Source organism: Microbispora siamensis, from assembly GCF_016863095.1.
Classification (GTDB): Bacteria; Actinomycetota; Actinomycetes; order Streptosporangiales; family Streptosporangiaceae; genus Microbispora; species Microbispora siamensis.
This window is the reverse complement of the sequence record NZ_BOOF01000044.1, coordinates 59,097-71,560: the sequence shown is the minus strand read 5'-3', so window position 1 is coordinate 71,560 and position 12,464 is coordinate 59,097. Positions and strand designations below refer to the sequence as shown.

General features: G+C 72.6%; 13 protein-coding genes. 6 read left to right on the top strand and 7 right to left on the bottom strand.

What is annotated here, in order from left to right; genetic code table 11:
• Positions 1-3 precede the first annotated feature (3 nt).
• Positions 4-792, bottom strand: coding sequence for a hypothetical protein (locus Msi02_RS32835; protein ID WP_204051772.1), 789 nt, complete (start codon positions 790-792; stop codon positions 4-6).
• A gap of 115 nt (positions 793-907) precedes the next feature.
• On the opposite strand from Msi02_RS32835, the gene Msi02_RS32830 reads away from it, so the two are divergent.
• Together Msi02_RS32830 and Msi02_RS32825 are read left to right on the top strand one after the other, a co-directional pair.
• Positions 908-3,199 (top strand): polysaccharide lyase 8 family protein, encoded by a 2,292-nt coding sequence (locus Msi02_RS32830; protein WP_204051771.1) that lies wholly within the window; start codon positions 908-910, stop codon positions 3,197-3,199.
• Between the two features lie 15 nt (positions 3,200-3,214).
• A complete protein-coding gene (locus Msi02_RS32825) occupies positions 3,215-4,222 on the top strand; it encodes a small ribosomal subunit Rsm22 family protein (protein WP_204051770.1) in 1,008 nt (335 codons plus the stop codon).
• On the opposite strand, the gene Msi02_RS32820 is transcribed toward Msi02_RS32825, so the two are convergent.
• Positions 4,165-4,623: a MerR family transcriptional regulator gene (locus Msi02_RS32820; protein ID WP_204051769.1), complete on the bottom strand. Its 459-nt coding sequence runs from the start codon at positions 4,621-4,623 to the stop codon at positions 4,165-4,167. The two genes, Msi02_RS32825 and Msi02_RS32820, sit on opposite strands and share 58 nt — an antisense overlap.
• A gap of 82 nt (positions 4,624-4,705) precedes the next feature.
• On the opposite strand from Msi02_RS32820, the gene Msi02_RS32815 reads away from it, so the two are divergent.
• The 3 genes from Msi02_RS32815 to Msi02_RS32805 are packed head-to-tail and all read left to right on the top strand — an operon-like array spanning position 4,706 to position 7,160.
• Positions 4,706-5,410, top strand: coding sequence for an SDR family NAD(P)-dependent oxidoreductase (locus tag Msi02_RS32815; protein ID WP_204051768.1), 705 nt, complete (start codon positions 4,706-4,708; stop codon positions 5,408-5,410).
• A gap of 48 nt (positions 5,411-5,458) precedes the next feature.
• Positions 5,459-6,811, top strand: coding sequence for a PP2C family protein-serine/threonine phosphatase (locus Msi02_RS32810; RefSeq protein WP_204051767.1), 1,353 nt, complete (start codon positions 5,459-5,461; stop codon positions 6,809-6,811).
• On the top strand, positions 6,801-7,160 hold the full coding sequence (locus Msi02_RS32805) for an STAS domain-containing protein (protein ID WP_239108929.1): 360 nt from the start codon (positions 6,801-6,803) through the stop codon (positions 7,158-7,160). The genes Msi02_RS32810 and Msi02_RS32805 overlap by 11 nt, the downstream gene beginning before the upstream one ends.
• Before the next feature lie 21 nt (positions 7,161-7,181).
• On the opposite strand, the gene Msi02_RS32800 is transcribed toward Msi02_RS32805, so the two are convergent.
• Together Msi02_RS32800 and Msi02_RS32795 are read right to left on the bottom strand one after the other, a co-directional pair.
• The gene (locus Msi02_RS32800) at positions 7,182-7,508 is read right to left on the bottom strand and encodes a hypothetical protein (RefSeq protein ID WP_204051766.1); all 327 of its coding nucleotides are present in this window, start codon (positions 7,506-7,508) and stop codon (positions 7,182-7,184) included.
• A gap of 113 nt (positions 7,509-7,621) precedes the next feature.
• Positions 7,622-8,026 carry a hypothetical protein gene (locus tag Msi02_RS32795; RefSeq protein ID WP_204051765.1) on the bottom strand — a complete coding sequence of 135 codons (405 nt, stop codon included), beginning with the start codon at positions 8,024-8,026 and terminating at the stop codon, positions 7,622-7,624.
• Positions 8,027-8,254: 228 nt separating this feature from the next.
• Here Msi02_RS32795 and Msi02_RS32790 point away from each other — a divergent pair, with 228 nt between their 5' ends.
• Positions 8,255-9,094, top strand: coding sequence for an SMP-30/gluconolactonase/LRE family protein (locus Msi02_RS32790; RefSeq protein WP_204051764.1), 840 nt, complete (start codon positions 8,255-8,257; stop codon positions 9,092-9,094).
• Here the strand turns inward: Msi02_RS32790 and Msi02_RS32785 are convergent.
• From Msi02_RS32785 to Msi02_RS32775, 3 genes are all read right to left on the bottom strand, one after another.
• The gene (locus Msi02_RS32785) at positions 9,066-9,476 is read right to left on the bottom strand and encodes a hypothetical protein (RefSeq protein ID WP_204051763.1); all 411 of its coding nucleotides are present in this window, start codon (positions 9,474-9,476) and stop codon (positions 9,066-9,068) included. The genes Msi02_RS32790 and Msi02_RS32785 overlap by 29 nt on opposite strands.
• A 7-nt stretch (positions 9,477-9,483) precedes the next feature.
• The gene (locus tag Msi02_RS32780; RefSeq protein ID WP_204051762.1) at positions 9,484-9,837 is read right to left on the bottom strand and encodes a hypothetical protein; all 354 of its coding nucleotides are present in this window, start codon (positions 9,835-9,837) and stop codon (positions 9,484-9,486) included.
• Between the two features lie 116 nt (positions 9,838-9,953).
• A complete protein-coding gene (locus tag Msi02_RS32775; protein WP_204051761.1) occupies positions 9,954-12,245 on the bottom strand; it encodes a family 43 glycosylhydrolase in 2,292 nt (763 codons plus the stop codon).
• Positions 12,246-12,464 lie beyond the last annotated feature (219 nt).

Below are 12,464 nucleotides of genomic sequence, written 5' to 3'. Positions count from 1 at the left end.
ACGTCAGGCGCAGCCGACGCGCCGGGTGCTCAGAGCGATGTCGTCTACCCAGAGGTCGTACGCCGCGGGGGAGGGGTTCGGCTGGTAGAGCTGCCAGCCGATCTTCACGGTGTCGAAGCGGGGGAAGACGAAGTCGACGTCGTTGCCCCCGTGGCCGCGGGTGGACACGGTGAGGTCGGGCTTGGCCACGCCGTCGAACCAGAGCGAGATCGTGTTGTCGGCGGGGTCCATCCGCCACTCGACGCACTGCCACACGTCCGCCCGCGACGGGGCCGACTCGCGCCAGTTGGTCCAGTCGCCGGTCGGGCCGCCGTCCGCGCCGACGCCCCACAGGTCCTTGCCCAGTGTGGGGACGTACTGGCCGCCGAGCGGCCGGACGATCTCCGGACCCGCGCCGGTGGCCTCGACCAGCGTGTAGTGGGCCCAGTCGGGCGCGGTGGGAAACGCCTTGACGCGCAGCCGCAGGCGGCCGTAGAAGCCGTTGCCGGGCGGGGCGAAGTCGTCCACCTTGAGGAACGCCCGGCCGTTGCCCTCGGTGTGGACGTGCAGCACCTTCTGGCCGCGGTCGCCGCGCTCCACCGTGAGCGTGCCGTGCTTGGTGTCGACACCCCAGTCGAGACTCGCCGCGCCGCCGACCGGAAGCGACTGGAAGTCCTCGCAGAACAGCGTGCCGCCCTTCGCGCAGGTCCCCGGCCCGTGCGACGCGGACTCGGACGCGGAGGCGGCCGACGTCGCCGTCAGCGGCAGCAGCAGGGCCAGGCAGGACGACACCACGGGTAACAGTCGTCGCACGACGCGCTCCTTTTCCCGGTGACAAGGGCAGAAGTAAGGTACGACATTTGGGAGCGCTCCCATAGATGTGCGTGGAAGATCGATGAAAGGGAGGGATCGCGCGGATAATCTACGCGTGAAGGGACCTTCCCGGCGATTATTTCTCCAGCTCGGCGGGCTCGCCGTGCTGACCGCGGCCTGTGCTCCCGGCGAGAGAACCGGCGCCGGAGCCTTCCCCCTGCTGCGCCGCCGATGGCGGGAGGTCACGCTCGGCTACCCGGGGACGTTCGACCCGGAGCGGGAGCCGTACCGGGCCCGGCTGGCGCGGCTGGGCGCGGAGGCCGCCCGGCACCGCGACGCGATGACGCCCACGCGCCGGTCGCTCTGGCCCGACCTGCCCTTCCCCTCGCTCGACGCCACGCCGGCCCGGCTGCGGGCGATGGCCCGGGCGTACGCGCTGCCGGGCACCGGCCTGACCGCCGAGCCGGGCCTCGGCACGGCCGTCGCCGAGGGCATCGAGCACTACGTGCGGCACGTGTACGCCGCGGACGCCGAGCAGACCGGCAACTGGTGGGACTGGCAGATCGGGACGCCCAGGGCGCTGCTCGACGCGGCCGTGCTGGCGGCTCCGCACCTGACGGACACCCAGGTCGCGGCGCTGTGCGCGGCGGTGGACACCTTCGTCCCGACAAGCCGCCTGGACGACTACGCGGGCAACAGCACCGGGGCGAATCGGGTCGATCTATGCACGGTGACGCTGCTGCGGGCGATCGCCGGCACCGACCCCGCCCGTGCCGCGCTCGCGGCCTCCGCGCTCTCCCCGGTGTTCCCCTACGTCACCGAGGGCGACGGCTTCTACCGCGACGGCTCGTTCATCCAGCATGGTTCCGTCCCCTACCAGGGCGGGTACGGCGCGGTGCTGCTGACCGGCCTCGCGACGCTGTTCGCGGTGCTGCGCGGCACGCCGTGGGAGATCACCGACCCCGCGGCGCAGACCGTCCTCGACGCCGTGGACCGGTCGTTCGCGCCCTTCGTCCACGACGGCGCGTGCATGGACCTCGTACGCGGACGGGGCATCGACAGGCGGCCGTACGGCGACCACAGGAGGGGCAGGGAGATCGCCGCGGCGGTCCTGCTGCTGGCCGAGACCGCTCCCGATGCCGAGCGGGCCCGCTGGCGGGCCATGGTCAAGGGCTGGGCCGTACGCGACACCGCGAGACCGATGCTCCGTGTGGCCGAGCGGGCGGCCGAGGCAGGCGACCTGGCCTTCCACGCGCGCCTGTCGGCCGTGCTGGGCGACGCGAGCGTTCCGGCCGCCGCCGAGCCCGCCGGGCACCGCCTGTTCCCCATGAGCGCCCGCGCCGTGCACCGCAGGCCCGGGTGGTGCGCGGCGGTCAGCATGGCCTCCTCCCGCGTCGCGCACTACGAGTACGGCAACGGCGAGAACCTGCGCGGCTGGCACACCGGCTCAGGGATGCTCTATTGGTGGACCACCGGCCAGGGGGAACAGTACTCCGACGCCTTCTGGCCCACCGTGGACCCCTACCGGCTGCCGGGCACGACGGTCTCCACGCGGCGGCTGCCGGACGGCGCGGGCGGCGCGTGGGGCGACACCCGCACACCGGCCGAGTGGGTGGGCGGCGCGACCGACGGCGTGTACGCCGCGGTGGGCCAGCACCTGTACGGCCTGGAGAGCACGCTGGAGGCGTTCACGTCGTGGTTCTTCCTCGACGACGCCGTGGTCTGCCTCGGCGCCGGCATCACCTGCCGCGACGGCGTTCCGGTCGAGACCGTCGTGGACAACCGCAGGACCGGCGCCCGGCTCACCGTGGACACCGGATGGGCTCATCTGGACGGCCACGGCGGCTACGTCGTGCCCGCCGGGCAGCGGCTGCGCACGCTGCGCGAGGACCGCACGGCCGCGGGGGTCACCCGGGCCTACGCGACACTGTGGCTCGACCACGGCGTGGACCCGGACGCGGCCGGTTACGTCTACCACCTCATGCCGGGGGCGGGCCCGGCCGAGACCGCGGCCCGCGCCGCCGACCCCGGCTGGGCCCGGGTGCTCGCCAACACCTCCGCGCGGCAGGGGATCGAGGTCCCGTCGCTGGGCGTCACCGCGGTCAACTTCTGGACGGGCGGACGGGTCGGGGGACGCGCGGGCGGCCTGACGGCCTCCGATCCGTGCGCGGTCCTCGTACGCGACCTCGGCGACGGCACGGCCACGGTGACGGTGGCCGACCCCCGGCGCGCCCTCGACGGGCTGACGGTGACGTGGGACCGCCCGGTGGCCGGGGTCACGCGCGGCCACCCGCTCCTGGAGCACGCGGAGACCGGCGCCCGGCTCACGCTCACGTTCGGTGGCCTGGCCGGTCACGAGGGCGCCTCCTGCACGGTGACCGTACGGCTGGGCGCTTCGACAGCCTGAGCGGGGCCGGGCATCATGAACGCCGTGTCCACCCTGCCTGACGACCTCGACGACGCGCTGGAAGCGTCGCTCGGACGCTTCCCGGTGGCCGAGCTGACGCGGAGCGTGCAGACGCTCATCCGGCAGTACCGGGAGGGCTTCGACCGGAGCGTGCCCGCGCTGAACTCGGAGGTCGCGGTCGCGGCGTACGCCGGATATCGCATGCCGGCGACCTACAGCGCCGTGCGCGCGGCGCTGCGCCAGGTCGCCCTGCTGGCCCCCGGTTTCGCGCCGGAGACCCAGGTGGACGTGGGCGGCGGCACGGGCAGCGCGCTGTGGGCCGCGAGCGCGGTCTGGCCGACGCTGCGCACGGTCACCGTCCTGGAGCAGTCGCCCTCCGCCATCGCCTTCGGGCGGCGGCTTGCCGGTCGCGCCCCCGCGGCGGCCGTACGCGAGGCGCGCTGGCAGCAGGCGGTCGTCGACCGGAGCGTGCCCGCGCCCGCGGCCGACCTGGTCACGATGTCCTACGTGCTCGGCGAGCTGTCGCCCGCCGTCCAGGACGACGTGGTCCGGTCGCTGGCACGGGGAGCGGCCGGAGACGCGGCCATGCTGGTGATCGTCGAGCCCGGCACGCCCGCCGGGTACGCCCGGATCGCGGCGGCCCGGCGGCTGCTGGCGGAGTCGGGCCTGCACGTGGTCGCGCCCTGCCCGCACGACGGCGAGTGCCCGATCCGCCCGGACCAGGACTGGTGTCACTTCGCGGTGCGCCTCAACCGCACCGCCCTGCATCGGCGGGTCAAGGACGGCACGCTGAGCTTCGAGGACGAGAAGTACTCCTACGTCGCGGCGTCGGCCCGGCCGTGGCCGCGGGCCGAGAGCCGGATCCTGCGCCATCCCCTCAAGCGCAAGGGGCTGGTGACGCTGCGCCTGTGCACGGCCGAGGACGGGCTGGCCGACCGCGCGGTCTCCAAGCGGCAGGGCGAGACCTACCGCGAGGCGCGCGACGTCGTCTGGGGCGACGCCTGGCCGCCGCCCGGCGAATAGTGCGGTGACCGGCGCCGGGCCTCGCCCTGCGCCGCGTTCGCGGCCTGCTGCAGCGCCATGTGCAGCATGGCGTCCAGCGCCTCCTGGGAGTTCCGCAGCTCGTCGATCGTCTTGGTGATGCGAGCACGCTCGCGCCGCAGGCTGTCGACGAGCGTCGGGCAGCCGGACGGCGTCGCCACGTCGCCCTCGTCGTGGATGCAGTGCAGCAGCCGGGCGATGACCGCCGTCGGCAGCCCGGCGGCGAGCAGCATGCGGATGTGGCGCACCGCCACGACGTCCGTCTCGGCGTACTCCCGATAACCGTTGGCCAGTCGCGATGGCGTGAGCAGGCCCTGCTCCTCGTAGTAGCGCAGCAGCCGGCGGTTCACTCCGGTCTCCCGGGCCAGTTCGCCGATGCGCATGCGACTCCCTCCGCTTGACCATCACATGGATGTGACCCCCTACCGTCGCCCATTGTCATCGACACATGAGAAGGGGGACGCGGTGCCTGGAGCAGTGATCATCGGGGCGGGGCCGGGGATCGGCCAGGCGGTGGCCCGCCGGTTCGCCCGGGAGGGGTTCGCGATCACGCTGATCGCGCGGAGTGACTCGACGTTGCGCGCCGGCGCCGAGGCCGTCGCGCTCGGCGACGTCCCCGTGCTCGCTCTGGCGGCCGACAGCACCGACGAGCACGCGCTGCGGAGCGCGCTCGACGAGGCCGCCGACCGGCACGGCCTGCCGGATGTGGTGGTGTACAACGCGGCGATCATCCAGGCCGACGGGCCGGGAGATCTACCGCTGCGCGGCCATCTGGATGCCTGGGCGGTCAACGTGGTCGGCGCGCTGACCGCCGCCGCACACGTCGCCCCCGCCATGGCGGCTCGCGGCAGCGGCTCCTTCCTCGTCACGGGGGGCATGCCCGAGCCCAAGCCGCAGTACGTGAGCCTGTCCCTGGGCAAGGCCGGGGTCCGCACCCTGGTGACGCTGCTGGATCAGCGGTACGGTCCCTCCGGGGTACACGTGGCGAGCGTCACGGTGGCCGGCCCGGTCGCCCCGGGGACGGACTTCGACCCGGACGACATCGCCGAGCACTACTGGCGCCTGCACACACAGCCACGCCGGCACTGGGAGCACGAGGCGCTGCACACCGGCCGTACCGGGCCGGCGAGTCCGGCAGGTCAGGCAAGCATCAGTTCAACGGTTTCGTAGGATAGGGCAAACCAATCACCGGCCAGGCGAGCCGCAGGCCCCGGGCCGGTGAGACGGAAGGAGCCCGAGGTCAGCACCGTCGACGAAGCGCCCGGCAGGCCGATGCCGCTCGCCTCCGCCAGGGAGGCGCGCCGCCTCGCGGCCGTGCGCCGCTACGCCGCACTGGAGACCGCCTCCGGCGCCGCGTTCGATCGGGTGGCCGCCCTGGCCGCGCGGATCTTCCACGCTCCCTTCGCGACCGTGACGATCGTCGGCGACGACACGGTCCGCGTCATCGCCGCGCACGGGCTGCCACCGCGCCGCGGGCTCGTCGAGAGCCTGTGCGCCGCGGCCGTACGGTACGGCGGCCCGTACGTCGTCCCCGACACGCTGCTCGACCCGCGAGCGGCCGGGGACCCGGCGGTGCTCGGCGAGCCGGGCATCCGCTTCTTCGCCGCCGCGCTGATCACGACGCCCGACGGCGAGGCTCTGGGCAGCGTCAACGTCATGGACGTCCGGCCTCGTGAGGCCGGCGACGAGGAGCTGGCCTGCCTGCGTGACCTGGCCGGCCTCGTCATGGACGAACTGGAGGTGCGGCTGGCCACGCACCGCACGGTCGAGGTCGAAAGGGAGCTCCGCGCGGGCGCCGAGCGGCTGGCCCGCACCCTGCAGCGCACCCTGCTTCCGCCGGCGCTGCCCCGGGTCCCCGGGCTGTGCGCGGCCGCCGCCTACCACCCCGTCTCGGCCGACGAGGTGGGCGGCGACTTCTACGACCTGTTCCCCCTCGACGGCGACCGGTGGGGATTCTTCCTCGGCGACGTCTGCGGCAAGGGCGCCGACGCCGCCGCGCTGACGTCACTGGTCCGCTACACCCTGCGCGCCGCGGCCGTCTACGACGCCGACCCGCACGCGGTGCTGGCCAACCTCGACGCGGTCCTGCAACAGGAGCACGCGGGCGGCGAGGCCCCGGCGCCGTACTGCACGGCGGTCTTCGGCGTCCTGCAGCCCGACGGTGACGGTTTCGGCGTCACGCTCGCCACCGGGGGTCATCCCCCGGCGCTGGCGGTGCGGGCGAACGGCGTCGTCGAGCCCATCCACCCGGCCGGCGGGCAGTTGATCGGCATCCTGCGCAATCCCCACTTCGCCCAGGTGAGCGCCCGTCTGAACGCCGGTGACGCGTTGTTGCTCTACACCGACGGCCTCACCGAGGCGCGGACGCCGTCCGGCTCGATGCTCGACGAGGACGGGCTGACCGCGTATCTCGCCGCCGCCGGGCCCACGAGCGCCGACGCCCTCCTGACCACCGTGCACGACCTGATCACGGCCCTGGGCAAGGGGGTGTCAGACGACACCGCGATCCTCGCCCTGTCCGTCCCGCCCGCCACTCGTACACCGTCCTCCGGGAGTCTCGGTGCAGCATGACAACGGACTGACCGTCAGCCTCCAGCCGCACACCTCCGGGCCGCGCCTGCTGGTCGTGGCCGGTGACCTGGATCATCACACCACTCCACGCCTGCGGGCGGCCCTGGAGGGGGTCGAGTTCGGCCCGGACGCCGACCTGGTGATCGACCTGTCCGGCCTGACCTTCTGCGACTCCACCGGCATCGCCACGCTGGTCGCGGCCCACCAGCGCGCCCAGGACGCGGGCGCCGCCCTGCTCCTCGCCGGGCTGGACCCCGACATCGCCCGCGTCTTCCAGATCATGGGCCTCGACCAGTTGCTCTCCTTCTACGACAGCCCGGAAGAGGCCGTACGCGCGCTGAGCAAATGAGCAGGGGGCCGGTGACCTCTCTCAGAGGGGCGCGGCGGCGACGGCGACCGTGATGTTCTGCCTGATGTCGCAGTGCCTGGACCGGCGGCAGAAACCGTCCGCCACGCTGGTCGCTCCGCCCGCGGTGCTGGCCGCGGTGTGCTGGTGACCCCGATTCCGCGTGGGGCTGTCCAGATAGAGGATGGTGCGGTTGCGGGCGCCGTTGCCGACGGAGACCGGGCCGTCCCCGTCCCCCCGCCCGGCCCGCGCGTTCGCGGGAGCGGTGAGGAGGACCTGCGCGGCGGCGGCCGTGACGAGGACGACGGCGAACAGCGGGACCCGCCGAGATGCGCCGCATGAATGAAGCATCCGCCACCGCCGTCCGCCCGCCGAGATTCGATCACACCGTAGCTTCCGCGTCGGTCCTGCCGGTGTTCCCCGGCGTGCGTGTCCCGCCAAGTTCTCCGCTGTTTCGCGGCGCGTCAGCGTCCGCGTCCGTTGATCACGGTGCCGCTCGTCCTGGGGGAGCTCTGGTTACGGCCCCAGAGGTTCTGGGAGCCCCGGCAGCCGGGGCGGCGCCGGCAGTTGGCGGCCTGGGTGTTCACCGACGCGTCCACTCCCGTGATGACCTGCTGAGCGCCCGTCATGTTCCGCTGGCTGCCGACGAGCAGGGAGTTCAGGTTGTTCTGCCCGTTGTTGATGACGTACCTGGAGTTGGCGCCGTTTCCGTCGCCACCGCCCCATCCCCGGCCCGTCGCCGCGTTCGCGCTCACGGGGGAGAGCGCGACGCCCGCGCCCGTGAGCGTCAGCGCGGTCAGCGCCAGCAGTCGCACCGCCGGGCCGGTGAGCGCGTGCCGCCCCCTGTTGTGAGCCCTGTGACGAGCCATGTTCCCCTGCGCCTTCCCCGTCGTCCGTCAACGAGATCCGCTCGCACGGACCTTCCGGGCATCTACCCCGGGGAGACGCGCCGGTCACGGCCGCTGGACGAGGATTAGGACCTCCCAGCGGAACGATCTCCGTTGTGCTCCGATCCCTCGCGGTAGCGGCCGGGAAGCGCCCGGAAACTGTCGTAGCGGCGGCGTACTGTCCATTCGACGTGGCGAAGGGAGTCTTCGATGTCGGAAGTGCGCACGTGGCTCACCGGTCTCGGGCTGGTCGAGTCGCCACGCTGGCACGACGGCCGCCTGTACTTCTCCGACTGGACGGCGCACGAGGTGATCGCGCTCGACCTGGACGGCAAGCACGAGGTGGTGGCGCGGGTGGACTCGCTCCCGCTCTGCACGGCTTGGCAGGCCGACGGACGGCTGGTGATCGTCGACTCCGCGCGGGGGCTGCTGGTGCGGCGGGAACCCGACGGCTCGCTTGCGACCCTGGCCGACCTCACCGGTCTCGGGCGCGGCTGGAACGACATCGTCATCGACGGCCGCGGCAACGTCTACGTCAACCGCATCGGCTTCGACATGCTCACCGGTGAGCCGTTCGCCCCCGGAAGCGTCGTGCACGTCGGCCCCGACGGCGCGGCACGTCAGGTGGCGGACGACATCGCCTTTCCCAACGGCATGGCCGTGACGCAGGACAACACGACGCTGATCGTCGCCGACTCGTACGGCAACAGGCTCATCGCCTTCGACATCGAGGCGGACGGCGGCCTGTCCAATCGCCGGGTGTGGGCCGGCACCGGTGCGGACCACCCCGACGGCATCTGCATCGACGCCGAGGGCGCCGTCTGGTACGCCGACGTCGGCAACAAGCACTGCGTCCGGATCCGGGAGGGCGGTGAGGTCCTTCAGACCGTCGAGGCCGACCGGGGATGCTTCGCCTGCACGCTCGGGGGCCGGGACGGGAAGACGCTGTTCATCGTGGCGGCCGAGTGGCGCATGCCCGAGATGGTGCCCCCCGGCACCGGGCAGGTGCTCTCGACCCAGGTCACGGTGCCCGGCGCGGGCTGGCCGTAGAGGTCCGGCGCCCGGCCGGCTCGATGCCTCGCCGGGTTCGCGCCTCGGGGAGGCTGACCATGTCGCTCTGCCAGTCTGACGCGTGCATCCGCTGCGTCAGCTCGCAGAGACGGGACCACCGGCGGCAGACGCCACTCTGCGCGTTCGCCAGGCCGCCGACGCCGACCGTCCTCTGCTGGATGCCGGTCCCGTTTCGGGCGCTGCCCACCGTCAGTTGGCTGACGTTGCGTATTCCGTTGCCCAGGCGGACGGTGGTGCTGTTGCCGTTGCGGTCGCCGTTCCCGGCCGTACGGGTGCCCGCCGCGTGCGTGGCGGCAGGCGGCAACGCGGCGAGCGCCGCCGTCGCGACCGTGGCCGCCGCCAGGGCGAGACCGGCGCGCATCAACGCGTCACCGCCGGGTGGCCCTGGCTCTGGTGGTGCGGATGTCCTGCGACAGCGCGCAGAGCCGGCCGTGCGGCCTGCACAGGCCGCCCTGCACGCTGCTGACCCCGCCCACACCGACCGAGAACTGGTGGAGGTCGCCGCGCAGGCGCGTGCTGCCCATCGCCACCAGGTTGCGGTTGGACGAGCCGTTGCCCACGCGGACGGCGGAGTGGTTCCCGTTGCCGTCACCGGTCGCCGCGTCCGCGGTCACGGGCGCCGCCACGGCCAGGGCCAGCGCGACGGCGAGCGTCACCGCCGCCGTCGCGGGCCGTCGCGGAAGGGAGTCAGGGGCTCCCGTGAGGGTGTGGATGATCGGCATCGAAGTGCCTCTACCCCGCGCGCGGGCCCGTGCCCCGGCCCCGGCGGAAACCACAGCGGATCATTCCCCGCGCATTGATCGGCCGCCCCTTGGGTGAAGGGGCGGCCGGTCGCCGGTTATCGGCTGGTCACCTCGTACGTCCGCAGGTAGTCGAACGTCGCCGTGGCGCCCGCCGTGTTCATCGAGATCAGGCCGATCCGCACCGGCCCGGTGCGCGGGAGCGACCAGGTGCCGCCCCAGATCCAGTGGGTGCCGTCGGTGCTCGACGCCATCCGGACGTCGTGCTCGCCGTTCTCCTCGTCGTAGTGGTAGAGCAGCCGCAGCCAGGTGGTCTGCGCGGCCGGGCCGCCGAACATCGGCGCGTTGGCGACCGCGGTGGGCGGGGTGGTGCCCGGGCGCGGGCCCTCCTTGCCGAACTCGGTCTGGTGCAGCACCGCGCCGCCACCGTTGTTCAGCGGCAGGATCGAGTGGGTCAGCTTCAGCCACCGGTCGTCGTTCTCGTACAGCAGCAGACCTGCCTGCTGGTTGCCCTTCGTGCCGTTGAAGGTGAGCTTCGTCTCCACGGCGAAGTCACCCTGCGGCGCGTCGCGGAGCAGGATCGACGCGGTGTTGTTGCCCAGGTAGAGCTCGGCGTTCTGGGTCGGCCAGACCAGGGAGCCGTTCGACAGGGTGGCCGACGGATTGCGGACCTTCGTCCAGCCGGTGGGCGAGCCGGTGCCGTCGAACTCGTCGGAGTACGCGGGAAGCTGCTTGCCCAGGACGGGGTCGGGCACCCGCTCGGTCACCGGCCGGTACAGCGGAGCGGCCCCCACGTTGTCGGCGTCGGCCGCTCCCCGGGTCGTCACGCCGATGGCGCCCGAGGTGGGCGCGCCGTCGGGCAGCGTCGTGGCGACCGTCGCCACCGGGTCCCCGAGCCGGTCGGCCGACACCGACACGACCAGCGCGTTCCCGCGCCGCTCGGCGGCCACGTTGTGCCAGGAGCCGTAGTCGAACGAGGCCGGCAGCGGGCTGGAAACCGTCGTCGTCCTCCCGTTCACCTTGGTCGTCACCACGAGCGCGCCCTGCTCCCGGTCGAGCCACGCGGTGATGTTCCTCGCGCCGTTCTCGCGGGTCACGAAGAGCCCGGCGGCGGTGCCGTCCTCGCCCAGGCGCAGGTCGGCCTCGACCCGCACGTCGCCCTCGACCGTGCCGTCGCTGAGCTCGCTGGTCGAGCCCTTGCCGGTGAGGTAGCCGAGTGAGTCGGGGTCGGAGGCGAGCTTCCACGGCCCGGTCCACCCGTCCTTGCCCTCGTTGAACGTGCCGCCCACGGTCCACGTGGTGACCGGCGCCGGCTGCTCGCCGGTGGACGGCCCGGCCCCGGCCCGTACGACCGGCCAGCCGTCGATCCAGTCGAGCCGGTCGATCATGAGGGGCCGCCGGCTCAGGTTGGTGATCGTCGTGCCCCAGGTCGTCGTGGCCTGCCCGAACTCGGGGGCCGACGAGGGGATCGCGTGGTAGACCAGCCAGTCCTGCCCGCTGAGGTCGGTCTGGATGGCGTTGTGGCCGGGGCCGACCCAGCCGTTGCCGTTGGCCGCGAGGACGATGCCGTCCTTGCTGGTCAGGTCCATCAGGTCGACGCCGGTCGGGGTGGTGAACGGCCCGAGCGGGCTGTCGGAGCGGCCGACCTTGACGGTGTAGCCGCTGAACGCGCCGTCGCAGCATCCGGCGTCGGAGTAGAACAGGTAGTACTTGTCGTCGCGCCGGACGACGAAGCCGCCCTCCATGCGGCGCCCGCGGGCGATCTGCGTGACCGGGCCGGTGACCTCGGTCGCCTCGGCGTTCATCTTCGCGCCGCAGATCGTGTCGTAGCTGCCCCAGTAGAGGTAGTTGTCACCGTTCACGTCGGTGTACATGGCCTGGTCGATGTTGCCGGTCGGGCAGCCGCTGCCGCCCGCCGGGACGATCAGCCCGTGATCGGTCCAGGGTCCGGTCGGGTGCGGGCTGGTCGCGAGCGCCACGCCACCGGTGGAGAGCGCGTACGTGAGGTGGTAGGTCCCGTTCACGTACCGGATGTCCGGCGCCCAGGGACGCGTGCCGTTCGGCCACCACGACGGGTGGTCGTCTCCGGTGTAGACGTCCCCCGCGTACGTCCAGTGCACCATGTCGGGGGACGTGAGCATCGGCAGGATGTGCTCGTTCTTCCCGTCGATCGGGTTCGTGGTGCCGTAGGCGTACCAGCGGCCGTCTTTGCCGCGGATCATCGTGGGGTCGGGGAAGGTCTGCACCGCCCCGGCGCTCACGGGGTTGGTGTAGGTGGGTCCGCTCGCCGCCTGCGCTGCTGATGCCTGTGCTGTCGATGCTTGGGCGGGCAGCGTCGCCGGGACCACGGAGGACGCGAGGAGTAAGGCTCCGATCACCAGTTGTCTCACGGCGAGCACCGTAGACAGGGCAAATTTTTCCGTCGAGACGCCGTCAGAATCCGGTGTCCCAGGCGTCCCAGCGGCCCCCGGCGGATGCGGCAGGATGCCATGGAGGTTGTCGGGGAGGTGTCCGCGCTGGTCAGAGGTTTTCGTCAAGATCCTGAACAGATTTCCGGATTCTTTTTGTCGGATGGTTGACGTAAAAAACAGACGAACCTTAGGTTTCCA

What these genes read in the sequence shown, in the direction of transcription:
- Msi02_RS32795 (WP_204051765.1), bottom strand. Translation starts at nt 8,026, where the DNA reads ATGGCTCGTCACAGGGCTCACAACAGGGGGCGGCACGCGCTCACCGGC.
- Msi02_RS32780 (WP_204051762.1), bottom strand. Translation starts at nt 9,837, where the DNA reads ATGCCGATCATCCACACCCTCACGGGAGCCCCTGACTCCCTTCCGCGA.
- Msi02_RS32785 (WP_204051763.1), bottom strand. Translation starts at nt 9,476, where the DNA reads ATGCGCGCCGGTCTCGCCCTGGCGGCGGCCACGGTCGCGACGGCGGCG.
- Msi02_RS32820 (WP_204051769.1), bottom strand. Translation starts at nt 4,623, where the DNA reads ATGCGCATCGGCGAACTGGCCCGGGAGACCGGAGTGAACCGCCGGCTG.
- Msi02_RS32825 (WP_204051770.1), top strand. Translation starts at nt 3,215, where the DNA reads ATGAACGCCGTGTCCACCCTGCCTGACGACCTCGACGACGCGCTGGAA.
- Msi02_RS32800 (WP_204051766.1), bottom strand. Translation starts at nt 7,508, where the DNA reads ATGCTTCATTCATGCGGCGCATCTCGGCGGGTCCCGCTGTTCGCCGTC.
- Msi02_RS32790 (WP_204051764.1), top strand. Translation starts at nt 8,255, where the DNA reads ATGTCGGAAGTGCGCACGTGGCTCACCGGTCTCGGGCTGGTCGAGTCG.